We start from the raw sequence: 23,917 nt of genomic DNA, 5'->3' as shown, positions 1-23,917 counted from the left end.
TCAGAAATTGGTTTCGCGATTGTTGATACGGTCCCGCATTTCCCTAAAGGAAATAACCAGGGAATACCGCTTTCTCTTGACCCGTATATCCGCCACCATTTGCTTTGTGCTTTCCCGATGCCCCTCCAAGATGGTCAGCCGCTCGGCATCGGTCATGTTCAAAAAGTCATTGCTCAGCACCTGTTCCATAAACTCCAGTTGGCTTAGGGAATTCTCGATGATGGCATCGAAGTCGCGTGAGACGATGCCCACTTCATCTGGATGGATATAGGGGGAGTTCAATATTTCCCGGAGATCGTTCCGTACCAAATCCACCAACCTTTGGTTGTCACGGGTGATATCCCGAACGGCCTGGTACTGACGTACCGCATTGTTGACTTTTTCCAGTTTTTCTTTGGCCTCTTTCAAATGTTGTACCATCTTCAGAAGCTCAGCGGTCTGCTTGCCGGATTCCACCAACTGTTTTATCAAACTCACAAAATTGGTGTTGTCATAGACTGGCATCCCCTGGCAGGCAGCGCCTGCAGGCAATAAGAGAGCAAATGTTAGGGAGATGCCCAATGTCTTGAGTCTTTTCTTCATGTTGTTGTGTTTTTTGGGTTTAAGAATTTTTTGATGGCCTTTTCCATACAGCCTTCTGTTTGATAAAGGGCCATGATGCGCTCGGATTCGCTACCATCCGTGAGATAGGCCGAATACACCTCGGGCGGGACCTCCAATCTGAACACGTTGCTCTCGCTGCCGATCTTGATGAAGATCTCCGTGTATTTCCGTTCCCCTTTCAGGTCGTTGCGGATGGAGCGCAGTTGGTCCAGGTCATGGCTTGTTAGGTTTAGCCTCTTTTTTAGGGCTTCATACCCCTTTTCGTTGCGTAGGCTATAGATGACCTGGGTGTTCTCCAAAATGCTGGCCGATGTGGAATTGTCCGGCAATTGGTTGACGGACTGCAGGATAATGCCAATGGCCCCGTTCTGTTTCCGGATAGCCTGGTAGTAGAACTCCACGCTCTCCAATACGTTGTCGAACTTGAGCTGTTTGGCGAACTCATCGAATAGGATGATTCCCCTTTCAGTGCGGTTCTGCCAAATAGTGCGCTGGATCGCCGACTTGATGAGCTTGAGCATCACCGAGAGCACTTCCTTGTTGTCGCGTACCTCGTCCAGTTCAAATACAATCAACCGTTTTTCCTCCAATCGAAAGGATTGGTCACCGTCCACCTCGAACAGGAAACTGTAGAGTCCCTCCCCGACATATTCCGAAAGGATGTGCAGAAAGTTCGTCACATTGAAATAGGCCGTGTCGATGCCCAGTTTTTCCAATAGCCCTTCCCTGTTGGATTCCACAAACCCATAGAATCCGGTCAAAGAATGGTCCTTGTCCACTTTCTGGTAATAGGAATGCAGGATGCGTTTGAGGGCCACGGCCTCCCCTTTGGTGGGTTTGGAGGACCCGCCCATCAGCTCGAACAGAAACACCATCAGGTCCTCCAGCCGCTCGGGGCTGACATCGTCGGCTTTTGCCATATAAAAGGGATTGATGCCCAGATTTTTTCCATGCTCATACCGAAGGATGGTATGGTCATGGGGATAGAGCTTGGCGAACTTGGCATAGCTGCCCCCGAGGTCGATGATGACGAGTCGAACACCCTGTTCAAAATATTGCCTTAAAATGTTGTTGGCCAAAAAGGACTTGCCCTCTCCCGTCGGGGCGAAAATGGCAAAGTTGCGGGCCTTGATGCGTTTCTTTCCCTCGTCCCAAACATCCTTAAGCACCGGGATGTTGTGCTGGCGGTCGTTGAAGACGATACCAGTGGCATCCGATTTGTAGTTGGTCGCATTGCCATAAAGACAGAGCGTATGTTTGAGGTCGGCCACAAAGAGGTCACTGTCAGAGAAATTGGGCGAAAATCCCCAATAACTGTTCAGGAAATAGTTTGTCCGCTCCTGGCCCTTTGGGGCATAGGGCACCATATCCAATTCCTTGAACCGGACCTTGATCTCCGAGGCCATATGGTCCTGTTCCCTGGCATCACGGCCCCAGTGGATGATGTTGAGCTGGCCCCGTACCAAACGTGCCGAATCGTCCCTGTTGATGTCATCGAGTGTTTTGGATATCTTTTCGTGCAATACCTTATTGCGCGAACCGAAACTGGAACTCTTGGCCAGTTCTTCGATACGTTTTTCCAAGAGCTTGCGCCATTTGTAGCGGTCGTCCAGGTATAGGATATGGTTGACAATATGGTTGCCGTCAAGGGACAGTCCCAAGCTGTCCACGAAGCCCTGATGGAAACTGAAATCGTCCGAGGTCAGGGCTGGATTGACGATGCTGGTCCGCACCGTTTCCCCAAAACAGGCCTCATGGTTCAGGGCCAATACCCCAAAATGGTGGTCCCCGATCTGGATTTTGTCCTTTTCCAATAGAATGTCAGTGTCACAACCTTCATTGTACCCGTTGAAATAGGTATCGGTAAGCGAAAGGATATCCACTTGGTTCAGGGGATGGCAGTCCAGTTTCGGGCTGTTGGAGAGAAAGCGGACGGCATCGCCCACGGCCTGTACAAAGGAGGTGGCACTTTCCGAGAGTTCCCCGCTCAACGTCCTTGGGACCAGCTTGAACGGATTGACATATTTGGCCCTGTGCAGCCCCTTGGCCTTGGGCCAGATAAAGAAGAGATAAGCGGAATTGGAAATAAATTCCCTGCCCTTGAAGTGCCGATGGGTCGCACGTTCCAAAAAAGTATTATTGGGAAGGTTTGTCGCCCCAAAAGCTTTTTTGAGGTAAATATCCTGTCGGTGCACCACCGTTCCGGTCGGTAGGGATTTGAGGGCCTGGAACCAGGTACCGTGCAGTTCCTCAAAATCTTTCTCCGAAAGGGAATAGATCTCTGGTAGTTCCAATCGGTAGCCCAAGATAATGTTGCCGTTGTTGGCAAAGGCCCGATTCCCTTCGATGTCCACCAAGGGATAATGATCGTTAAGATTCATCGGCATAGTGCAACAGGTTTGTTTTCTTGTTGGAGATGGCGTTAGGGAACACCCTGGAGTTGGCCAATAAATCTGGTCGGTTCTCCAGTTTCAACAATACGGTGTAGAGCAGGCCGTTCCCCATAAGTGCCCCGAATATCAGTGCAAAGCTGAATGAGAAGATAATGGCCAAAAGGGATGCGATGACCCCCAGCATCTGGATTGCGAAAAAAGATACGGGAAGACCAAAGATCAAAGCACGTGCCCGAATGTCCCGATGGATATGGTATGTTTTCATACGGTTTAAATAAATAAAGCCACAATGTGGCTAGACAACCAGGGTGATGAGATAGGTAAAGATGCCCACGACGGCCCCAGCTATGAGCACAAAGACCAGTACTCGGGTGATGCCCCGTTTCATATCGGCGTTCTCCCCAAAGAAGTGGCCTGCATTGAACAGGAACCCAATCAAAAAGATGACCCCCAGGATAATGGGGAAGATGACCCTTATGGTGTCAGAGATTTCATTTACAGAATCCTCGATGCCCCCAATCTGGGCCTGGAGCGGCAAGACGGTCAACAATGACATTGATAGAAGGGCTATCCTTCGATGGTTTTTCATAAGTGTTCGTTTAAGGCCGAACCTTGACCGATAGGAACAGGTCCGGCCGGGTTAATGATTGATGAATAACTCCATGCTCCTTGATCGGCTGATGAGGCCCGGAACATTTCTCTGCGAAATCTCCAACGTTTTTATGATGTCATCGAATAAAACATAAAAATTAACACCATTTAGAGTTAAAATTTAAATTATTCACATCTAATTTCACTAATCATTGAAAATTGTGCAGTAGATAAAAGTCATAACCATGATGAAAAGCTATGTTACATTTCTGTTCCTATTTTTATTGATCCAGCTTCCCATTTGGCACATAAAAATCCATGCACAGGAACAGGTCAAAACAATCCGGGTGGTCCTTGACCCAGGCCACGGAGGGGTCGATTCCGGGGCGGTGGGCACCAACGGCATCTTCGAAAAGGACGTCGTGCTTCAGGTGGCCAAGAAGGTGGTCCAGCTCAATCGTGAACTCCATGGCAATACCTTGGAAATCTACCTGACCCGATATAACGATACCCTGATATCCCTAGGTGACCGCACAAGATTGGCGAAGGTTTTGGCCCCCAAGCTTTATGTATCCCTGCATGGGAACCATGCCCCCAATCCAAAGGCCCAAGGGTTGGAGGTCTTTGTATGGCGGCCTTTCCAGAGTGCCCAAAACCCATATGCCAAAGTGTCCGAATCGGTGGCTAGGTCAGTGGCCCTAAAACTTCGGGACAAGCTCGGGTTCAGGGACCGCGGTGTCAAACAAGCCAATTTTCAGGTGCTTCGAGACACCCGAGCACTATGTCCATCGCTTTTACTGGAAATGGGATTCCTATCCAACTCAGAGGAGTCCGGTTATCTCAAAACCAAGAACGGGCGCACGGGTCTTGCCCTGGCCATTTTGGAAAGCATCCATGAATATTTTGACCATGATTGAGGTATTCAAGGAATTGGCAGCGCAATTGAAGTCCATCATATTGGCTTTATGGGAATCCCTGCGCTCCCTTCTACGTGGCTCATAAATTCTGGAATTGACCCCACAATAAAGGATGTCCACTGGCCTGGTTCTCCTTCGAGGTAACGGTCGGATAGACATTCCATTGGGTTTTTTTGATGGGCCATACCCCACGACGTTCCATGCCACAGGTATCCATTTTGGCAAAAAGTACGGGGGAGCACAGCATATAGTCCCGTTGCTTCAGGTTGACGCCCTTACGATAGGCCCCCATCCGAAAGTAGGTGGCATCGCCGCCCCTGTCAGAATCCACCTCAAAACCATCATGCTTGGATATGTCCCTTAAACAGGTGTCCCTTAGCAAGGGTGAAAGAGCATCACTATAGGGGACATCGTTCAGGGTACCACAGATCAGCACGTGCTCGTGTCCCGACATCAGTAATTTTTTATACTGGTTTTTAGCGTGTTCGGCCTGCGCCTTCCTTCGGAAATGATCTTGATTATCTGTACCCCCTTTCGGAAAATGGCCGTTGATGACCGTTACGGATTCCCCTCTTGGCGTGATAATGGTATATTCCGGACAATCGATATCGAAAAGATGCTGACCGTCCGCACCCTTTTTATGGGCATGGCTCCTTATGGAGTCCACTTCATAGCCCTTCTTGGTCAATATGGCCATGCCGAGCCCGCTTTTGCTGTTCCCCTCCAAATGAAACAGTTGCTCAAAAGGCGCCATCCCATGTTCCACCAGTGTCATCGCATTGAACTCGGCCAGGGAAAGCCCGTCCTCAACCTCCTGTAAGACCAACACGTCCGGATTCACGGTGGCGATGGCCAAGGCCTTGTTCTTTACCGTCTTTTCGGTAATGGGAAGGGAATGTACCTGTACCCATCCGTTCCAGCCCACTTTGTCCGTGGCTCGCTCCTCCATTTGGCTTCCCCTGGGCTTGACGTACAATTGTCCCCCTTTTTGACGGAGCACCAGGTAAGGTTCGGTTGCCTTTGAAGTGAACCCCAACAGAAAGGCCAGTTCGCGCAGTCGGCCATAGTCCGTATCCGACCGGAGCGATTTGCCCATCAGCCTGTGGAACTCGTCCACCCAGGATTGGAAGTTTCTGCTCTTGTTCCCATGCACCAATCCACTATCACGATGGAACAAATTCTCGATGTTAAAGCTTGCTATTTTCATTGTTCATTTTGTTTTGTAATTCCTTAATTGCCGGAAATCCTTATTGTTTCAGTTTTAATTTTTATAATAAAAGGATCAATGATCCCTAGGTGCGTTTATCCTTGGAGTCCTTGTCAAAGGCCACCAAGTTGAACAGCTGCCGCATCCGACTGCGGACACGCGCTCCGTAGCGCTCCTCCAGTTCTTGGGCGTTCAAGTTGGTGGTGGCATGGGTGCGGAGGCCCGAATTCAGGAACAGCTCGTGCCGGGAAAGCAAGATTTCACCCATCACGTTACAGTCCTTCCCGAAATGTCTTCCCATCGGCTCGATGCCCAAATCGTCAAAACAATAGAACCTCCCATCCCCATAATCCTCGATGATGCGGTGCCCGATATGGTTGAAACCGAAAACGATATTGCGGCAGGGCATCATTTCGTAGGGTTTGAAATGTGGTGTCACATACCGGAGCAATTTCATCAGACTGGTCTTACCACAGCCCACCGGCCCGGAGAGCAGGATGCCCTTGTTGGGGTCGATGCCCATTTTGCGGCAGGTCCCGAAGTCACGGATCGCATAGTTGCAAAGTTTGAAGAGGATTTCCCTGTCCTCATCGTAGATCTTGAACTGCCTACCGAAGAGCAACCGTCCCTTGGCCTCTAGGTAGATGATGATTTTCTTGAAATCGTAGTCCACCCGGTTGCCGCTGAGTTCCCCAAGGGAATAGACCACGCTGCCTTCGGTTATCTTAGAGGGGTTCGCCATAGTCCTTTTCCGTTGTGGTGATCAAATGGTCCCCGCTGTCCAAAGCCCTTTTTTCCTTCCTTTCACGGGCCAGTTCCAGCGCCTTTAGCATCCAATTGTCGGCCGCGGCCTTCCAATCCTGGATGGTGACCTTGCCGCCGATTTTCCAACCGATGGCCTGGTAGTGGTTAAAAAATTTGAAGGCCTCTTCCAAATCATACTTTTTTTCCTTAAAAAAATCCAATACTTCCAATTGGCTTCTGGGCTTTGCTCCCAAAGAGCGTTTATTGGGTTTGTATTGTTTTCTATATAAAGTGTCCGGTACAGATTTGGGACGGTACGTCCCAAATATGGTACGGGTGCGTCCCATTAGTGTACTGTTATCGGTACAGTTTTGGGACAGTGCGACCCTTGAAAGTTCGTGGGGACTTTTGGCGGGATCGTATTCGATATAGCCAAAATCCTGTAACTCTTTGATGAGGCGGTGGTAGGAGGACTTGGAACCGATTTTGGCCATGGTCATCAACTCGGCACGATTGGCATAAAACTCCTCCGGAAAGCGGTGCAAGTTCCAATAAAAGAACAGGGCCATGTAGAGGGAGAAATGTCCGGGATGCAGTCGGTCATCATCATAGAAATCCACAAAACGAGCGTTCAAGTGCTGGATATAGTTCATCTACTGTTGGATTATGGGGAACAACCGGTTTTCGGCGATAATCGCATCTATCTCCTCACGGTCATAGTAAATCAGTCCCTCAATCTTATAGCTGGGAATGGTCCGGTTGTTCCTCAGATTCTGGAGAGTGGCATGGCTGATCTTCAGATGGTCCATCACCTCCGTCGAGCGCAACCAGTTTTTGGGTTTGGCCAGCTTTTTCCTTTCGTCCAAAAGCCGTCCGATCTCCCCAAGGAGTTCCTGCTGGAACTTCTCAAGGTCTTCTGTGGTAACAATGGATGTGGGCATTTGTCTTTGTATTTGATAGGAACCCGAGGGTCCTTGTTGTTTTCGATACAAAATTGACTATCCCTAAGCGAAGTTTTTATATAGTATATAACGACTATATGGTTTTTTCCAATGTGCCGGAGCCTAGTCCAAAAAGCACAATTCCAGTAAAAATATGATTGAAAGGGTCTGGAAAAAGTGTGCCAAATCGGCCAATTCCATTTTTATATAGTAGATAACAACTATATAAAAACTCAGGCATCCCTTCCATCCAGAAAACCAAGAAAGGCATCGAGCAGTCGTCGTAAATATTTGGCCCGTTCCTTCTTACGGTTGGCAATCTGGGACAACAGCATATAGGGCTCCTTGACCTCAATGCCGAATACCTTCCCGAAATATTCCACAAAGGCCTTGATCTCGAAATCCCCGTGGTTGATCGCCCTTGCCTCTCGAAGCGCATAGGCCAGTTCCACAGCGGCGGTATCAGGCAGGGTAAATACAAAGTTCGGAGCACGATCCATGGCGGTTTCGGGAATCCCGGTTACCATGGTCGTCAACCGGTTTTCCAGTTCCGCGAGATAATTGCCATATCGTTCAAGGCCCTTGAAAGTGGCCAGGAGCATGTCATGGGAGGTCTCGAATTCGTTGTCGTACCGATAGGCATAACCCTCCCGGATGGGATGCCCCGTTCCCTTTTCCCGTATAAAGTAAAGCGTATCCAGGTCCGTCCGTCCCTCCAATAGATAACGATGGAATTCCAAGTGCGACCCAAAAAAGGCGTTGAGACGCTTCCTTTCTATTTGGAGAAACTTCAGTTGGGATTTTAGCCCAAGCCTGGGCAGTTTCAGTTCGCACTTGTGGACTTCGGTGTAGTATACCAAATGTTGCATGGGGATCGGTTTGATTTCCTTAAAAAAATGTATTTCCGAAATTTCGTTTGGAAAGCCCTTGGCCACCACTTCGTTACGCAATAGGCCCAAGGTCTTCCGGCAAAGGCCGATTCCCTTATTCGCACGTTCCAGCGCCGAGAGCCTTTCCTGGCGAAGATTACCAAGGGCTTCGTCAAATTCCGAAATGATGGTGGAAACCTCCATGGTAGTAAGGGTGTTTTTGGTATTGATTCCCTCTTATAAAATTAGGCTTCAAAGGCCATTTTTTCTTGGGTTTCAAAGCCCCAATCCCGAAAAGCGAACGAAAATACCGACAAAGGGAAATCCCTTTTTCCAAAAAGATTGTCCGGGGTCTGTAATCGGGTTACATTCCCCAACAAAACCCGTTTGTGGATCAAAGCGACAGCAACCTTTTCGACCGTTATTCCATTGACGACACCTTTATTGTGCGTATCCCCTTATTGCCCTTGGGAAGCCAAGGCCCCAATCCCGAATGGGAACCTCCCCAAACCGGTATTAGGAAGCTGTGGTCCGAAATCCCTTTTCGAAGGGCCGTACAGCATGCTGCCCCGGGACTATCAAGCGAAATCAAGAGGTGGCTGGAGAACAAGAATCCCAAAAAAACAGATGGCCTATGGTACACTTTGATGAAATACTATATCCGCAGCCGTACCAGGGCAACGCCCTTTGGCCTGTTCGCCGGACCCACCCTAGGGCGTTTTGCGAGCACCACTGAATTGTGCTGCCAAAACATCCGAGGTTCGGTGGAAAGATTCGAAATCAATTTGGAATATAATGGGGAAACCCTTGAACAAATACCGTCCTATGACAAGACTCTTTGGTTCCCCAATCCGATGCTCTATTCAGGAAAGGACTGCTGGCGCTATTGGGATTTCAACCAATCTGGAAAAAACCCAAATCTCCGGGAAGTGGCTCGGACCAAGGCACTTGAACGACTGCTGGAAAGGGCACAAAATGGGGTCACCAAGCCAGCGTTGGTTGCCACCCTTTCAAATCTGGGACATTCCCAGGCACTATCCAACGCATATTTACAACAGCTGGTTGACAGCAAGATATTGCTTTCCGAAACGGCTCCCTCGGTGTTCCATCCCCATATCACCGTACAGGAGGATGAGGGTGAAAAGAATAAAATGAACACTTTTATAAATAGCTATCCCCAATTCCAACAGGCCAAATTGGACCATCACCTGATGCATCAGCTCGGGGATGCCCTGAAGGTTTCCGGCCTCTTTTCCGATGGCAACCAAAATTCGGATTACGCAGAGTTTACCAAGGCGTTCCTTACCCTATTCGGAACCGAAAAAGTGCGATTGGTGGATGCCATGGATGGTGAATATGGCCTGGGCTATCCCATTGGTCAATACCGAAAGGCAAACAGCTATCTTCGAAACTTTGAAATTGCTTCTAAGGAAAACACGGATCTCGCGAAACCCACTTCCGGCCAAAAATGGTTATTGGCCCAATGGAAAGCCGATCCCGAAAAAGATACCATCCAATTATGGGATGAGGACCTAAAGTTGTTTGTGCTGCCCGATTTTGGTTTTGGGCAATCCTTTTTTGGTCTGGTGGAATGGATCGGTTGGGGCGAAAAAACGTTTTGCCATCCGCTCTCCTTTGGCGGTGCCTCGGCTGCCGTGTTGCACGCCCGACACGGTATTGGAAACGTGGTATTCAAAAAATGGGCGGGGCATATCTGTGATAGGGAAGAAAATGGTCAGGAGACACTTTCCACGGAAGTGGCCTATCTTCCGCCTGGCAATGAATCCCTTGTGGCCTGCCGTCCGATGTTGCGGAAGCATGTTCTCCATTTGAACAACGGGATGCGGAGGGACAATACCAATTCCATTGCCTTGGATGACCTGTGGCTGCACCATACCGGAAAGGAACTGGTTCTGACCCATGGTGTAGCAGGAAAACACGTCAAGCCCTATCTGACCACTGCCCACGACCACCATCGCAGTCCGTTGGCACTCTACCGTTTTCTAGGGGACCACCAATTTGGAGGGAAACGCCGTTATGCCCACTTTAATTGGGGCCCGTTGCCAGAGAGCACGTTACGGCTTCCGCGGGTGCTGTACAGGGATGTGTTGGTTGCCAAACGACAATGGCATTTTGCCCAAGGATCCATTGACCAACTAGAAGCAATGATCCATGGCCGAAACACTTTTAAAACTGAGTGGCCTAAATTCTGCCAGCATCACGACCTGCCAAAAACAATATGTTGGTCCCTTGACGACCAACGATTGGTGTTGGATACCGAAGATCTGAGGCTTATGCAAATCTTCATAAAACGGCATCCCAATGATCGGCCTTTGGTCTTCGAGGAATACCTGCCCCCTGGCGGGCCGGTGGTCAGGGATACCCATGGCAATGCCTATGCCAGTGAGTTCCAGTTTTCCTTCCTCAAAAAAACAAACGGCGATGGGAAATAACGCCCCGCTTTGGCTTTCCCTAGAGATTTGGGGCACGCCCCAAATGACCCACAATATAGGGATGGGGGACCTCCTGCCCATTGTTCGCATCGATGCCTTTCGGCCATGGATCGTTTCCTGGTTTTTTGTAAGGTATTGGGACGGGCTGCCCCAAATGCGGTTTCGGATATTGGTACATCCCTTGAAACAACAGGTCATCAAAGAACATATCACCTCTCAAATGCACCCCTATCTAGAGGCTCGTAAACTTTGGAAAATCCAATGGAAACCCTATGTCCCGGAATTGGAACGCTATGGGGTAACCAATATGGAAACGGTGCACCAGCTCTTCCACCTCCAAAGTGTTTATGCCCAAGACCTTTTTGGGAAACGGTTGTCCGAGGAACAGCGGTTGATAAGATTGGCCAATCTATGGCCCCGACTATTGGCAGCCGTCTATCCCGATTGTGCGAATCAACACTGGTTTATCAAGGAACAACAAAAATTCTTTAAGGAGCGTCTGGAGTTTTCCGAGCGTTCCCGAAAGGCCATTTCGAAGGCCTATCGGGAATTGGTTCCTAAAATCATTCTGCCCCAGGAAACCGAAAAAATCAACGTTGAAAGCCAATACCCCTTGGTACAAACAATGGCCAAGGGCCTATCCGACATCGAGGGAGATAACCAAAACTCCAAGGCCCGGATCATCAGGGATATCCTCCACATGCAGGTCAATAAATGCTTTTTGACGGACCATGCCCAATTCGAATACCTGCTGTATGAGTTTCTTGACCGAGCCTACGCCTCACGCAAAGCACGTATGGGCAAATAATTGGCTCAGTTCCGTTGGAACTGTGCCCGAATACCTCGGAAGAGCCGTTGCAGCAGGCTCATCTCCTCGGTAACGATTCGTCCTGTGCCCAAAGACACGCCGTCTAATGGGAGGGTTCTTCCATAGCTGGTCTCCATGGATGGCAATCGCAATGTGATTCCGTAGCTGCCCGTTTCAGGATGGGGAACTTGGTTCACCCCATGGACTTGGGCCTTCAACGTGCCATATTCGGTTGCGGGATAGTTCTCCAGTTGCAACAGCACCTTTTGTCCTTTTCGGACCTTGCCCTTGTTGATGGCCGTTACCTCCATCTGCCCGATGCCCGATCCGTTTTTTTGGGGAAATATGGCAAACAAGGGCTTCCCCTCAAATACCTGTTGACGGAGTGCCAAGGGTTGCAAATGATTGACCGTTCCGGATGTTGGGGCCACCAATACATAATCTCGTTCATACGCTTCCAAAGCACCCAGCAGTTCTGCCCGGGTATGGCGGAGCCTGTCCTCCAACAGCCCCTGTTCCCGTGAGAGTTCCAGTCCCTGAAGAAGCCGTCCATCCTCCTGGGAAAGAATGAACAACCGGGTCTCCGCCATACGCTGGCGCAGCGCGGTAAGTTCCTGTTTTCGAAGAAGCTGTTGCCGCTGCCGCTCCTCATATTCCGAGGTGCTGACCACCCCTTTTTGGTAAAGGGTCTTGTACCGTTCCACATCCCTGGCCCCCAATCGGACGGCAATTTCAAGTTCCCGCTCCAAGCGTTCGGAATCCAATAGCCATCGCGAATTGTGGGACACACGGTCCCGGGTAATGGAGCCGTGCATGTCGTCGGGTTGCAACCGTTGCCAGAGCAGTTTTTGCTTCCATTGTTCCAAAAACGCCCAAAAGTAGGGCTGTACCTTGCCGAGCTGCATCCCTTTTGGGAAATGCATATGGTCTGATGGGAGGGAATCGCTTGCCGCTAGCTCCAAGGTATCGATCAATTGCCATACCCTTTGGATGTCATCATAGCGAGCGGGATTGTCCAACTCCAAGAGGACCTGCCCTTCCATCACCATATCCCCCGACTTGAAGAAAAGCTGACCGATGCGGCCGTCCAGTTGGGTTGACAGGTGTACCACGGGATTACTGCCCATCACCTTTACTGGCCCTGATACTACATCGGGATATGAGATCCAATGGCCCATCAAGAACAAAAGTATCGTGGAAACGACAATGGCATAGGTCCCGTAGCGTAGCAATGCCCTGGGCATCCCTTGATGGGATTCGCAATATTCTTCCAGGCTATGGAATTGTATGTCCTTCATCAGCCCAACTCCAATTGGTATTGTACCAGTCCATAGTAATGTCCCTTTTGGGCCACCAGTTCCCCGTGGGTTCCCCGTTCCATCACCTTACCCTTCTCCAGCACCACAATGTGGTCGGCATTGCGCACGGTGCTCATCCTATGGGCGATTACCAATACGGTACGCCCTTGATAAAATTCTTGTAGCCCATGCATTACCTTGTGCTCCAATTGGGTGTCCAGGGCACTGGTCGCCTCATCCAAAAAAAAGAAATCGGGTCGTTTGTAGAGCACACGGGCCAACAGTACCCGTTGCCGTTCCCCACCACTGAGCGATGCGCCATCAGCCCCAATGCGCGTCTGTAGTTCCAAGGGAAGTCCATTCACCATCCCTTCCAGATGGGAAAGTCGTATCGCTTCACGCAGACGCCCTTCATCGATTCGTCCCTGTTCGGATTCGGTGATGTTGGACAACAGCGTGTCCTCGAAGAGAAAACCCTCCTGCATCACCGCACCGCAGGCTTTCCGCCAATCCTTTTTGGAAATATTCCTTAGATTGGTATTTTCCAATTGGATGCTTCCCCCGTAATCCGTATAATGCCCCAAAAGCAGTTTCAAAAGGGTGGTCTTCCCACTGCCACTGGCCCCGACCAATGCGGTCGTTTTTCCATGGGCTATCGTAAAACTGACCTTGTCCAGTACCAGTGGCTGGGATTTCGGCCCATATCGGAAAGTGAGGTCTTCAATGTGGATACTGCCCTTTGGATAGGGTGCGGCACCCCCCATTTCCTCCTCGGGGTGGGTGTGGACCTCTTCCATTCTTTCGAGGCTCAATCGGGCCGCCTGCGCCTTCACAAAGAACTGGGCAATCTGGCCCAAGGGCAGCCCCACCTGCCCGATAATGAACTGGATGGAGAGCATGGCCCCCAGGGTCAATTGGCCCTCGATGACCAAACGAGCGGAAAGGAACAGCAACAGCAACGATCCCAGTTGGTGCAGGAAAAGGGCACCATACCTTTGTTTTTGTACCAATGCAAGTTGAGCGTGCTGTATCTTGAAGAGTTTGCGTTGCAGTTTGGCCCATACTGTCCGATGTTTGTTTTCCGACAGGTTGTCCTTGATGGCGACAATGCCGCGGACAAGCTGCCAGATGGACCTTTGGGTATCTGATTCTCGTTGGAAGCGTTGGTGGTCCCAACGTAGCTGTTTTTTGAGAAAGTAAAGGGACCAAAGTCCATAGCCCAACAACATCATCACAAAGACCAAGGCCAGTTGGATGTTATAGTACCAAAAAACAATCCCAAATGCCAAGAGCGTTACCGTACTGAAGAGGGTGCCCAAGCTTTGGGAAGAGACAAACTCCTGTACTTTTCTATTGTCCTGTATCCGCTGGATAAGGTCACCGGAATGTTTGGAGGCAAAAAAAGGGATGGGCAAACGGAGCAACCGCCGCAGATAGTCCGACACCAACCGCAGGTTGACCTCTTGGGTCAGATGCAGCAGAGTCCATCCCCTGATGATTTCCACCGAGGAGAGGGAAACGAAAAAGACCACTTGGGCCAACAGTACAATATGCACAAAATGGAGGTCCAGGAACTGCACCCCGTAGTCCACCAGGGCCTGGGTCAGAAAGGGCAGTGTCAACTGTGCCAAACTGCCGAAGAGCAGCCCAATCCCCAATTGCAGGCCCACTTTCCGATAGCTCCTGAAATAGCTCCATAAGCGGGAAAAGCCTCTAATATGCTCCTCTTGTGGGTATATGGGATCCGTTTCGGGAAGCGGTTCCAACAGGAGTGCAAAGCCCTTTTCGGCCTTCCTTTCGGGAAGCCAATGCCCCAAAAAATTGTCAAAGGAAAGTTTTAGCACGCCCTGCGCAGGATCTCCGACGACCACCTTTCCCTTTTGGGACTCATAGAACACCACAAAATGTTTGTTCTCCCAGTGCACGATGCAGGGCAAAGGGGCCTCCTTTCGCAGTTCCCCAAAACCAATCTCAACAGGCAGGCATGTGAACCCCAGCTTTTCGGCGGCCTCTTTAAGCCCGGCAAAAGAGGATCCATTGTGTTCCAGATAGCTCCACTGCCGGAGCTGGGCACGGTCCGTCCGCAGGCCATAAAATTGCGCCACCATCTCCAGACAGGCCGGGCCACAGTCCATAGCATCCCATTGAAGGATAAATGGAAAGGTCCTTCGACCGAAACCGAGCAGGCCCATCAGTCCAGGGTACTGGCCTCACGCCCCAATAAAAGGGCATCATGGGCATTTAAAATACGTCCGGTCCTGGATAGTTCCGAAAAAGGCACAGCGATGTCTTCCCCCATTTTCACCTCCTGCTCGATTCGTGTACCGGACAGCATGAGAATGGTCTTTATCTGTTGGTGGTCCAAATCGGGATATTGGGACCACAACAGGGCCGCCACCCCAGAGGTGAGCGCACATGCCAGTGAGGAACCCCCAATGGTAAAGTAGGGCCGCTTCCCTGAATTGGTGGTCAACAGATGTCGTCCCGGTGCAAAGAGGTCGACGTTCCTCTTCCCATAACTGGCCCATGAGGGCTTGACCCATTCCAATTTTTTGGCCGAGGCAGCCACCTTCAAAAGGTTGGTGAGCCGCTCCTCTCCGTTATCGGGGTTATCCATGGGGAAGGGCGAATCCTCGGGTCTATCAATGTCCACGGGCGTATTGCCTGCTGCGGTAACGACCAGAACGCCATGGTCCTCTGCATATTCGAGGGCCTCCCAGATAAAATCCGGACGTTCCACGAAATAGCGTCCATGGCTATAGTTGATGATCTGGGCACCATTGTCCACGGCATATCGGATGGCATTGGCCAGATCCTTGTCGGTCTCATCGCCCCGCTCCGGAAAGATGACCAGGGGCATAATGCGGATGTTATTGCTGACCCCCTTGATGCCCGTGCCATTATCACGGGTCGCGGCCATTATGCCCGCTACCTGTGTTGCATGGCTGATCCAACCCTTCGGCGCGTCCACCACATGGTGCCCTCGGATGTCCGTTAGGTCATACATATCGTCCCCGATAACGGACCTAGGCTCGGCATCTATGTTTCCACAGACGGCCTTTCGCATTTCCCCTTGGTACCTGAAGCTTTCCATCATGGAGGGATACCAACCGTAATAAGCATAGTCCTTGGCTTGCTCCAGAAGTTCCTTTTGGCGCTCGGTCGATGGCTGTAAAGTATCTAGGAGAGCCCCATTGAAAAGACCTGTTTTGGTATCATAGGCCATTTCGAACAGGGATGTACATTCATTAAAAACTTCCAGTTGGCCCGAATAATAATCAAGTTCCCCCTGGATGTCAGGTATGTCGTTTTCTCTTAGCTTCAATGCTTTTTGGTACATTCTATATTCAAGGGAATCCTTTGGTTCCACTTCCGTACTGTCGATTCCCCCAAACCTCGGTTCCAATCGCCTTATAGCTCGGATATAATCGTAGTTCGAAAAGCGCAGTGTTTGGCCATCGCCATGGCCCAAAAAATTCCAGCCGTGCACATCGTCCACATAGCCGTTGCCGTCATCGTCCTGGCCATTGTCGGGCACTTCATCCGCGTTGGTCCATATCTGGGCCTTCAGGTCAGGATGGTCGATGTCCAAGGGGCTGTCGATAAGGGCCACGACCACTTCCCTGCCATTGGGTTTCACCCGTTCGGAATAGGCCCTTTCCAAGCTGATGCCCACAATGGAGTCACTTTCCAAGTCCAAATGTTGCCAGCCTGTTTGTTCCGTAATCTCTGGATTTTCGGAAGTACCCCCGGTACCACATCCATAAAGTAGAACTGATACCGAAAGCACCATCATGATTGATCTTCCGTTGACCATAAGTGTCGTTTCAAGTTTGTTCCTATGTTTCCTAGCAACGGTTGGGATCTTTGTCCTGTCTGACCGTCCAGCCGCCATCGCCTCCCTGTATCTTTTCGGGATGGGTCATTTCCATCACCTTAAAGGTTTCCAGTTTCAAGGTGTTGTTCTTCGAAGTGTTTTTTTGCTTTTCCATTTCTAAATGATTTTAAGATTCAACGGGATAAAGCTATCCAAAGCCGCCCTACTTTCACAATCAAAAAAGTCACTTTTCCCGAAAGGAGATATCCCTTTTTAGGGGAGGGCAGTCCCTTTTCAGGAAAGGGGGTTTCTGCTTTCGCGTACTAGTTCGGAGGAAGTCTTGCCCAGTCTGCGTTTGCAGACCTTGCTGAGGGATTTGTTATTCTTGAAACCACATTCCTGGGCCATGGCATCCAAGGTGTAGGTTTTTACGAAGTCGGAATCGGAGCGCAACTTTTTCCGAAAAAGTTCCACCCTGAGCCCATTTATGTACTGGGTAAAGGTCATCCCCACATGCCGATTGAGGTACACGGAGAGCTTTTTTTCCCCAACCCCCAACAATCGGGCTGTTTTTTTGACCGTGATACCGGCCTCCAAATAAAACTTTTCCTCCTCCAGATCCACCAGACCATCAGATACGGTACTTAGGTTATCCGGGCTTAGGACCACTTCGGATGAGGGTTTGCTCAGGCCACCCCCTCCATAATTTTTCCCCAATTCTTTTGTTTTTTGGTTTTTGGACCTTCTTTTACGGACGAAAAAAAAGGCCAATAGTACAAGGGATAGTAGTACCAATCCCATTAGATAGTACCGGTTACGGCCTTTGTACCTGTTGACCAGGGTATTTCGCTCATTCACCAATCTGGGCATATCGTACTGGCGCACAAGGTTCTGGTTGATGTACCTAAAATTGCTGCTGACCACACTGTCTATGGCAAGAAGGGATGAGATATATCGGAGTTCCGCTTCGGCATCCCCGTTTTTCCGGGCTTGCCCTAAAAGATATTCCCAGGCACCACGGGTCAGCGGGTAAAGACTTTTGGGTTCCCTTTCATAGAGGGCATCCACCTTTTCCATATGGTACATAGTACTGTCGATGTTCCCAAGGGCTTCATGGGCACTGCCCAGATAGTAGTGGGCAATGGCCTGTCGCATTGCATCCTTTTCACGTTTGAAAAAGGTATTAGCCTTGTGGAGATTGGCAATCGCGGTCTGGTAGTCGCCCATCCCATAATGGTTGGCCCCGTACACGGAAAGGAAATAGGGCATGGGTCCATTTTGCGTTCCTTCCAACAGTCCCAGACCCTCATGGACCAATTGTTGGGAAACACTGAAATCCCCGTTCTGGTGGTGGGCCACTGCCAATGAAAAGAGTGCCCAAAGATATTGCTGACCGCCGTTGTCACGTTCCCCATAATTGTGCAATAGTTCTCCATACAGTTCAATGGCTCCATCATTGTCACCGACAAGGATGCGGATCAACCCGATATTGTCGCGAACCAAGTTTTCCAGCCGGACGCTGTCCACATCGCTGCGCAACAGCTCATTGCATTTAAGGTATTGGTCCAAAGAGGTTTTGTACTGTCCGGCATCGTAGGCATTGCGGCCCTTCAAAAAATGGGCAGTGGCCAAGTATTTGTCATCATTGTTCGATTTTGCCAGTTGGTATAGGCTATCCGTATAGTTTCGTGACAGCTCTCCCAAGGTGGTCAATGCCTTCATATGATAGGACTGTAGATAGATGTCAGTATTTCCTGAAATTTTTGCCCGCTTATATAACTCATCAACATAGGGGTCAACACTATCCGATTCAACCCGCCACAAATCAACAGCTTTTGGATATAGGTCTTGCAACAATTCAAACTGCAATCCACTTCCATTCTGTGACCAAACTGAAACACTTATCAGAAGTAGGAATGTTGTTGTTTTATGGACCATTGTAATCACTAGCTGTATTGGATTGATGAAACTGAAAAATAGAGGAAGAGAAATGTACAACAAGCGCAGTCATTCTAAGGTTTTATTAAACTATTTACATATAAGGCTCCATGTGATACTCCACTTAAATCTTTCAAATTCAGGAGCTTCGTTAATCATTGGTAACTTTACTTCCCCACCAATTCTCATTGGGAGAAAAACCTTCCAAAAAATATTCCTTTCTTTCTGCTTCAAGTTTGGGAAGTAAGTTATTTTTAATATTCTTCTTTCGCTCCAAAGCCGCTTCATTGTCATATTTGGAATCTTTCTTGGGAACTTGTGCACTAAGCTTATTTAACAAAGTTTCCAACTCAAGGAAAAGGCTTTTGGTTTTTTCTTGATTGTTTTTTGATATATCAAGTTTTTCTGAAACATCTGTTGATAAATGATACAATTCGTTTCTACCATCTTCCCAATAATGAATTAATTTCCACCCATCTTTCAATATTATTGAACTGGGTTCTCCTCCTTGATTACCATAATGTGGATAGTGCCAGAACAAAGATCTGTCCGGTAAGGTTCTTCCATTTAATAATTTTTTTAAACTAACCCCATCAAGATGTTGTTCTGGTAACAAATCAAACCCGGCCAAATCTAAGATAGTTGGATAGAAATCAGTGTTTATTACCGGGTAATCTATCCGCTTACCATTGCCATTCAACCAAGGTACATGTATCAAAAAAGGCACCTTAATTCCTCCTTCCCATTGATATCCCTTTCCCCCTCTTAGTGGAAAATTAGATGTCGCAAAATCATCACCTGAGGCCACCCCTCCATTATCAGATGTGAATATTATAATTGTGTCCTTATCGAGACCTAAATCTTTCAGAGTTTCTAAAACCAGCCCAATTGCTTCATCCATTGATTCTAGTAAACCGGCATAAATTGGATTGTCCTGAACTTGACGAATAGGCAACACTCTTTCCATTTTATAACCAGATTCCTTTATACCCGCTTTCACGGCCTTTTCTTTATACTTTTTCCACTTATCTTGACTTGTTTGGATAGGTGCATGAACGGCATAAAATGATAGAAATGCGAAAAAGGTAGAATCCCTATTTTGTTTTATAAAATCAATTGTTTCCATAGCTAGCCTCATCGATAAGTTTTCTCCATCCTTTCGGTTTTCTAGTTTTGGATTTTGCCAAGGTGAGAAATATCCATTGACAGGGCTTCCTTTACTCCATCCCCCTTTGTTAATTTCAAATCCATGATCTTCCGGATATGACCCTTCGCCACCCAAGTGCCATTTTCCGGCAAAAAAAGTCTTATACCCGTTTAATTGAAGTGATTCGGATAAAATGATATCGTCCTTTGGTAGTTTACGATGATATTCTGGAGGCAATAATTTATCATGTCTGGAAAGTTTGCGCCAATCCTCTCCTGAAGGTGCACCAATCCAATCTGTTATGCCATGTCTGGGGGTGAACTTCCCTGTCATAATGCTAGCCCTCGAAGGGCTACAAACACGACTCGCTGAATAGCCGTTGTTAAACACAAATGCCTCCTTAGCAAGACCGTCAAGAAATGGTGTTTCATAGAATTCACTTCCTGAGAATCCTAAGTCGTGTGCTCCAAGGTCATCAGCAAGAATGAATAAAACATTGGGGGTTTTAGCCCGCCCGATTCGCTCTTCAGATGATGAACATCCGATTAAAGCAAAAAGGACATAACAAACAATGAACTGATGAGCAAGGTTCAAAAACCTGTTACGATTATTAACCTTTTTGGAGATAATATCATTGAACGGGTGAAAAATGAGAGCTAGCATCATCATAAGACATCTTGTTACAAACCTTCTATCCATTCAGAAAGGTAATTTGTCCATTTCTTCAAATATCCACTGTCTAATGCAAGCCCATATCCATGCCCTCCATGGGGATAAATGTGCATTTCTGAATAAATTTGTTCCCTTTGCAAAGCCTGGTAATACAATATGCTGTTCTTCACTGTAACAACTGTATCATTAGAAGAGTGAACCAAAAATGTTGGGGAAGTTTCAGAGTTTACATGTAATTCATTGGAATAATATTTGATCAATTCGTGGTTTGGATTTTTCCCCAAAAGATTTTCCCGTGAACCTGCATGGCCAATCTGAGCATCCATAGAAATCACCGGATAAACGAGAATAACGAAGTCGGGTTTGGCACTTTGACGATCAATTGTATCTGAAGGCTTTTGGTTTGAGTGGTAGTGGGTAGCCAGAGTTGAAGCTAGATGACCTCCAGCAGAAAAGCCCATAATACCAATTTTATCCGCACGAATCTTCCAGCGTTTCGCATTATGCCGAACAGTTCTAATTGCCCTTTTAGCATCCATCAATGGGGCCTCATGGGGCTTGATTAAACACTTGGAAGTAGGCAATCTATATTTTAATACGAATGCTGCTATTCCATCAGCATTGAGTCGTTTGGCCACATCAGTTCCTTCGAGATCATATGCCAATCCTAAATACGCGCCCCCAGGGCAAATTATTACAGCTTTGCCGGTCGAATTCCCTGCTGAAGGAAGAAATACCTCTAAGGTAGGTTCTTGAACATTTTCAATCCAGAAGATGTCATTAGCCTTCTGAATTTCGAATTCATTTGATTCATTCTGATTCGGTATTTCTTTTGGCCAAATGTTGATAATGGAATCTTGGGCATAACATGGACCAAAAGTCAGTAAAACACTGATGATTATGTTAAAGAGATTTTTCATGATAACATGGCATTATATTTTTATAGTTGACCAAAGGTTAAAGCCTAAGTTTTATTATTAAAATCGAAATTATTTGAACCAATTTACCGCTGTTATCACTAAGAATAATGCTTTAAAAGCCGTCCTTAGTGCACTATGCATTAAACTCATTTTGAGTTGTCAACATTGGCAGAAACACATCCTTAACCGCTATTTTTATAAGTTTTATTCCATTCTCAGAGAAATTATACCCACTCCATGACTTTCTTTTAATTCAGATTTAGACATATCGGGACCCACTGAAAATTGCACTGCCTCCACCTTTTCAACTTCAAACTTTGATTCGTTATTATGATCAAAATAGTATGGCAGAAAAGAAGGGTAGGGTCGTGGCAATAAAACAGTCTTAACTAATTTGAAATCTTCCAACTTCACCCTATGGTCCATAGCTTCTGGAGTTAACTCTATTATAGTGCCAAATGAAGATCCATTTTCCATTACAAGAGCCACTTGAACCTTACAATTTTTCCCATTCAAACTACGCCCATTTATTACCAATTCCTCCTTTTTTGACAAACCCCCTTTTCTCCCCTTTATCTTGTCTTGAATGAAGTGTTTGAAACTGAAGTCAAAAATTGGTTTTGCATTTAGGTTCTCGCTGTCCAGAACAAATAATTCATCAATATTAACTTCATAAATGGATTGGTCTTTTTTCTCTATGGGCAATAACTTAAAGGAGCTCTTACTCCATGGCGAGACCAAAAATCTGGAATCCTCATCAGCATCGAATAGGTGTATGGGGAAATCGGTTGGAACTACCCTGGTGCTGTATGTTTTTTCATTATCAAAATCCCAGTCACCCGGTTGTCCTTTTCTGTTTTCCGGAAATGTATAGCTATCACCATTGTCGAATGTGACCACAATGAAATATTCAAAATTTCCAACTTCAATCTTCTCTGAGGCTATTGCTACAGTATAATGAAACTTATCTATGGATTGCATTTTTATTGTTTTGGCAGCCCCATTTTCGTAAAAAAGAACATTGACTTCCTTAAGGTTTCCTTGACTAGCAATACGAGCATCTATCTTTAAGGAATGCTCAACAGATATTTCATCAATAGGTTCATGATTAAGTGTCAATCCATCAACATTTTGTTTAGGTGCGTAGTAATGGCCTAATTCATATCCTTCAAAATTATCTTCAGCGGACCACTTTGTTTTGTTTTCGAGATTGTTAAAAATATAAGTCCCAGGAAGTATCTCAAATTCTCCATCTCTGGCAACAACTGAGTTAAATTCATTGCCCTTATTTATCGCTTGAATGTTAAATTTTTTACCCAATTCTTTTAACGATACCTTCATCTTGTGCTTATTCCATTTAATTGAACTTACTTTTCTCCCAACACTATTTTTGCCAAACGGGTCGGCTATTGGCAACGCATCAGGCATCAATTCCAGCCTCCATAAGCCCTTTTCTATTTTATCCAAAAAATAGGCTCCCCTTCCGTCATATTTCACCAATGGGGAACTCTTGTAACCCGAAATATGTTTAAGATTAAGTTCATTTATCGGATCTATGGTAGTTGAGTTAGTATGAATAAACTTCTCTTCAGTATTGTAAACAGCTAAATTCCGCTCGTTGTCCACCAAAAAGTTTGAAAAATTCTTGTTATTGGGATATTTGCCAAAATCAGTATACATTGGGATTTCATGAAAAATTTCTGAACATATTTTTAGCGCCAGCGCTTTTTTGGGTGTATAAGCCAAATTCATATAATGGGTATTGTATTCAGTGTTAAAGGGAGCTAAAAAAGTAGGGTCATAGGCAAAATGCGTTGCTATCTGAATACCAGCCTCCCTAAAACTTCTTGCCATGGCTGGATAAACATAGGAACCACCAACATCGGCCGCATCAAATTCATATACTAATTTTGCTCCTTTCCTTTCCCTAATAACACTATCAAAAGGGATATTATATTTATCCACATTGGGTAGAACATTCACGGGAATTTCTTTTTGATACCCTAGACCTGTTGGGTACCATTGAAATGTTCCGCCTTGGATTTCTCCATTAAAATATGCGTTGGCAAAATGAACCCCATGGCTTATATTATAAAAAATTGGTTTTTTAGTTCCTGTTTGTCGCATTGCCTCTACCATTTGCTTGACAAAATCTGTGACCTTTTTAGGTTCACCCCAATGGTGCGGTTCATTACTTATTTCAAAAGCAATAAGGTTTGGATCCTCGCCATACTTCTTCCCGTTGTACGGATTTGTATGGTTTATAAATTGATTTAGATACCGCTTTTGAGCTTCAATGCAATGCATATTGACCAAACAATTGGCCTTTCCAAATTTTTGGGAAAAACCTGATGTAAGTTCATTTGGTTCCGGCCATCCATTGCCCCAAAACGCAATAGGAGTTATGACATAATTGATATTGTTCTTGCTTAAAACATCCAGGAGGTAATCAAAAGTGTCCAAATGGTCATTTTGAATTAAATTACCTTCGGCATCTGATATTTCGGTATCCCACACATGAATTCTGTAGAGATCGAATCCAAGGCGTGTAAAATGGTAAACGTCATTATCAATAATCGCTTTTGGGTTCAAACCAAGT

20 protein-coding genes are annotated in these 23,917 nt (G+C 47.1%); 3 read left to right on the top strand and 17 right to left on the bottom strand.

All coding sequences use genetic code 11. From position 1 onward, the window contains the following. From ACRHOZ_RS12650 to ACRHOZ_RS12635, 4 genes are read right to left on the bottom strand one after another with little or no spacing between them, the layout of a single operon-like run. On the bottom strand, positions 1 to 582 hold the full coding sequence (locus ACRHOZ_RS12650; RefSeq protein WP_431126164.1) for a conjugal transfer protein: 582 nt from the start codon (positions 580 to 582) through the stop codon (positions 1 to 3). Next, the gene (locus ACRHOZ_RS12645; protein ID WP_431126162.1) at positions 579 to 2,990 is read right to left on the bottom strand and encodes a TraG family conjugative transposon ATPase; all 2,412 of its coding nucleotides are present in this window, start codon (positions 2,988 to 2,990) and stop codon (positions 579 to 581) included. Before ACRHOZ_RS12645 ends, ACRHOZ_RS12650 begins: the two co-directional genes overlap by 4 nt. Next, positions 2,974 to 3,261: a hypothetical protein gene (locus ACRHOZ_RS12640; RefSeq protein ID WP_431126160.1), complete on the bottom strand. Its 288-nt coding sequence runs from the start codon at positions 3,259 to 3,261 to the stop codon at positions 2,974 to 2,976. The genes ACRHOZ_RS12645 and ACRHOZ_RS12640 overlap by 17 nt, the downstream gene beginning before the upstream one ends. Positions 3,262 to 3,291: 30 nt before the next feature. Beyond that, a complete protein-coding gene (locus tag ACRHOZ_RS12635) occupies positions 3,292 to 3,585 on the bottom strand; it encodes a hypothetical protein (RefSeq protein WP_431126158.1) in 294 nt (97 codons plus the stop codon). 247 nt (positions 3,586 to 3,832) lie between these two features. On the opposite strand from ACRHOZ_RS12635, the gene ACRHOZ_RS12630 reads away from it, so the two are divergent. Then, the gene (locus ACRHOZ_RS12630) at positions 3,833 to 4,504 is read left to right on the top strand and encodes an N-acetylmuramoyl-L-alanine amidase family protein (protein WP_431126156.1); all 672 of its coding nucleotides are present in this window, start codon (positions 3,833 to 3,835) and stop codon (positions 4,502 to 4,504) included. 79 nt (positions 4,505 to 4,583) lie between these two features. Here the strand turns inward: ACRHOZ_RS12630 and ACRHOZ_RS12625 are convergent, their stop codons facing one another. From ACRHOZ_RS12625 to ACRHOZ_RS12605, 5 genes are all read right to left on the bottom strand, one after another. Then, positions 4,584 to 5,711: an endonuclease/exonuclease/phosphatase family protein gene (locus ACRHOZ_RS12625; RefSeq protein WP_431126154.1), complete on the bottom strand. Its 1,128-nt coding sequence runs from the start codon at positions 5,709 to 5,711 to the stop codon at positions 4,584 to 4,586. 85 nt (positions 5,712 to 5,796) lie between these two features. Further along, a complete protein-coding gene (locus tag ACRHOZ_RS12620; protein WP_431126152.1) occupies positions 5,797 to 6,453 on the bottom strand; it encodes an ATPase in 657 nt (218 codons plus the stop codon). Further along, the gene (locus ACRHOZ_RS12615) at positions 6,437 to 7,108 is read right to left on the bottom strand and encodes a hypothetical protein (protein ID WP_431126150.1); all 672 of its coding nucleotides are present in this window, start codon (positions 7,106 to 7,108) and stop codon (positions 6,437 to 6,439) included. Before ACRHOZ_RS12615 ends, ACRHOZ_RS12620 begins: the two co-directional genes overlap by 17 nt. Then, on the bottom strand, positions 7,109 to 7,396 hold the full coding sequence (locus ACRHOZ_RS12610; protein ID WP_431126148.1) for a helix-turn-helix domain-containing protein: 288 nt from the start codon (positions 7,394 to 7,396) through the stop codon (positions 7,109 to 7,111). It lies immediately after the preceding gene. Between the two features lie 233 nt (positions 7,397 to 7,629). After that, entirely contained in the window at positions 7,630 to 8,469 is an 840-nt protein-coding gene (locus ACRHOZ_RS12605; RefSeq protein WP_431126146.1) for an RteC domain-containing protein, read from the bottom strand. A 185-nt stretch (positions 8,470 to 8,654) separates the two neighbouring features. On the opposite strand from ACRHOZ_RS12605, the gene ACRHOZ_RS12600 reads away from it, so the two are divergent. Continuing rightward, positions 8,655 to 10,718, top strand: coding sequence for a lantibiotic dehydratase (locus ACRHOZ_RS12600; protein ID WP_431126144.1), 2,064 nt, complete (start codon positions 8,655 to 8,657; stop codon positions 10,716 to 10,718). After that, positions 10,708 to 11,526 (top strand): thiopeptide-type bacteriocin biosynthesis protein, encoded by an 819-nt coding sequence (locus ACRHOZ_RS12595; RefSeq protein WP_431126142.1) that lies wholly within the window; start codon positions 10,708 to 10,710, stop codon positions 11,524 to 11,526. The genes ACRHOZ_RS12600 and ACRHOZ_RS12595 overlap by 11 nt, the downstream gene beginning before the upstream one ends. 5 nt (positions 11,527 to 11,531) lie before the next feature. Here ACRHOZ_RS12595 and ACRHOZ_RS12590 read toward each other — a convergent pair whose 3' ends face one another. The 8 genes from ACRHOZ_RS12590 to ACRHOZ_RS12555 all read right to left on the bottom strand — a co-directional run bounded on the left by ACRHOZ_RS12590 (position 11,532) and on the right by ACRHOZ_RS12555 (position 23,445). Next, positions 11,532 to 12,824, bottom strand: coding sequence for an HlyD family secretion protein (locus ACRHOZ_RS12590; protein ID WP_431126140.1), 1,293 nt, complete (start codon positions 12,822 to 12,824; stop codon positions 11,532 to 11,534). Continuing rightward, positions 12,824 to 15,016 (bottom strand): peptidase domain-containing ABC transporter, encoded by a 2,193-nt coding sequence (locus ACRHOZ_RS12585; RefSeq protein ID WP_431126138.1) that lies wholly within the window; start codon positions 15,014 to 15,016, stop codon positions 12,824 to 12,826. Before ACRHOZ_RS12585 ends, ACRHOZ_RS12590 begins: the two co-directional genes overlap by 1 nt. Next, entirely contained in the window at positions 15,016 to 16,641 is a 1,626-nt protein-coding gene (locus ACRHOZ_RS12580; RefSeq protein ID WP_431126136.1) for a S8 family serine peptidase, read from the bottom strand. The genes ACRHOZ_RS12585 and ACRHOZ_RS12580 overlap by 1 nt, the downstream gene beginning before the upstream one ends. A gap of 31 nt (positions 16,642 to 16,672) precedes the next feature. Then, positions 16,673 to 16,816, bottom strand: coding sequence for a hypothetical protein (locus ACRHOZ_RS12575; protein ID WP_431126134.1), 144 nt, complete (start codon positions 16,814 to 16,816; stop codon positions 16,673 to 16,675). 119 nt (positions 16,817 to 16,935) lie between these two features. Then, on the bottom strand, positions 16,936 to 18,579 hold the full coding sequence (locus ACRHOZ_RS12570) for a helix-turn-helix domain-containing protein (RefSeq protein ID WP_431126132.1): 1,644 nt from the start codon (positions 18,577 to 18,579) through the stop codon (positions 16,936 to 16,938). A gap of 151 nt (positions 18,580 to 18,730) precedes the next feature. Then, entirely contained in the window at positions 18,731 to 20,425 is a 1,695-nt protein-coding gene (locus ACRHOZ_RS12565) for a sulfatase (RefSeq protein ID WP_431126130.1), read from the bottom strand. Continuing rightward, positions 20,407 to 21,318: an alpha/beta hydrolase gene (locus ACRHOZ_RS12560; RefSeq protein WP_431126128.1), complete on the bottom strand. Its 912-nt coding sequence runs from the start codon at positions 21,316 to 21,318 to the stop codon at positions 20,407 to 20,409. The genes ACRHOZ_RS12565 and ACRHOZ_RS12560 overlap by 19 nt, the downstream gene beginning before the upstream one ends. A gap of 204 nt (positions 21,319 to 21,522) precedes the next feature. Next, positions 21,523 to 23,445: a hypothetical protein gene (locus ACRHOZ_RS12555; RefSeq protein ID WP_431126126.1), complete on the bottom strand. Its 1,923-nt coding sequence runs from the start codon at positions 23,443 to 23,445 to the stop codon at positions 21,523 to 21,525. Positions 23,446 to 23,917: the final 472 nt, after the last annotated feature.

The organism is Flagellimonas flava (assembly GCF_050617915.1).
Taxonomy (GTDB): Bacteria; Bacteroidota; Bacteroidia; order Flavobacteriales; family Flavobacteriaceae; genus Flagellimonas; species Flagellimonas flava_A.
The sequence above is the reverse complement of the archived record's forward strand: the minus strand, read 5'-3'. Positions and strand labels throughout refer to the sequence as shown.

Excerpts from the sequence above, each read along its gene's own strand:
- ACRHOZ_RS12650 (WP_431126164.1), bottom strand. The coding sequence starts at position 582 with ATGAAGAAAAGACTCAAGACATTGGGCATCTCCCTAACATTTGCTCTC.
- ACRHOZ_RS12645 (WP_431126162.1), bottom strand. The coding sequence starts at position 2,990 with ATGCCGATGAATCTTAACGATCATTATCCCTTGGTGGACATCGAAGGG.
- ACRHOZ_RS12640 (WP_431126160.1), bottom strand. The coding sequence starts at position 3,261 with ATGAAAACATACCATATCCATCGGGACATTCGGGCACGTGCTTTGATC.
- ACRHOZ_RS12635 (WP_431126158.1), bottom strand. The coding sequence starts at position 3,585 with ATGAAAAACCATCGAAGGATAGCCCTTCTATCAATGTCATTGTTGACC.
- ACRHOZ_RS12630 (WP_431126156.1), top strand. The coding sequence starts at position 3,833 with ATGATGAAAAGCTATGTTACATTTCTGTTCCTATTTTTATTGATCCAG.
- ACRHOZ_RS12625 (WP_431126154.1), bottom strand. The coding sequence starts at position 5,711 with ATGAAAATAGCAAGCTTTAACATCGAGAATTTGTTCCATCGTGATAGT.
- ACRHOZ_RS12620 (WP_431126152.1), bottom strand. The coding sequence starts at position 6,453 with ATGGCGAACCCCTCTAAGATAACCGAAGGCAGCGTGGTCTATTCCCTT.
- ACRHOZ_RS12615 (WP_431126150.1), bottom strand. The coding sequence starts at position 7,108 with ATGAACTATATCCAGCACTTGAACGCTCGTTTTGTGGATTTCTATGAT.
- ACRHOZ_RS12610 (WP_431126148.1), bottom strand. The coding sequence starts at position 7,396 with ATGCCCACATCCATTGTTACCACAGAAGACCTTGAGAAGTTCCAGCAG.
- ACRHOZ_RS12605 (WP_431126146.1), bottom strand. The coding sequence starts at position 8,469 with ATGGAGGTTTCCACCATCATTTCGGAATTTGACGAAGCCCTTGGTAAT.
- ACRHOZ_RS12595 (WP_431126142.1), top strand. The coding sequence starts at position 10,708 with ATGGGAAATAACGCCCCGCTTTGGCTTTCCCTAGAGATTTGGGGCACG.
- ACRHOZ_RS12590 (WP_431126140.1), bottom strand. The coding sequence starts at position 12,824 with ATGAAGGACATACAATTCCATAGCCTGGAAGAATATTGCGAATCCCAT.
- ACRHOZ_RS12585 (WP_431126138.1), bottom strand. The coding sequence starts at position 15,016 with ATGGGCCTGCTCGGTTTCGGTCGAAGGACCTTTCCATTTATCCTTCAA.
- ACRHOZ_RS12580 (WP_431126136.1), bottom strand. The coding sequence starts at position 16,641 with ATGGTCAACGGAAGATCAATCATGATGGTGCTTTCGGTATCAGTTCTA.
- ACRHOZ_RS12575 (WP_431126134.1), bottom strand. The coding sequence starts at position 16,816 with ATGGAAAAGCAAAAAAACACTTCGAAGAACAACACCTTGAAACTGGAA.
- ACRHOZ_RS12570 (WP_431126132.1), bottom strand. The coding sequence starts at position 18,579 with ATGGTCCATAAAACAACAACATTCCTACTTCTGATAAGTGTTTCAGTT.
- ACRHOZ_RS12565 (WP_431126130.1), bottom strand. The coding sequence starts at position 20,425 with ATGGATAGAAGGTTTGTAACAAGATGTCTTATGATGATGCTAGCTCTC.
- ACRHOZ_RS12560 (WP_431126128.1), bottom strand. The coding sequence starts at position 21,318 with ATGAAAAATCTCTTTAACATAATCATCAGTGTTTTACTGACTTTTGGT.
- ACRHOZ_RS12555 (WP_431126126.1), bottom strand. The coding sequence starts at position 23,445 with ATGCGACAAACAGGAACTAAAAAACCAATTTTTTATAATATAAGCCAT.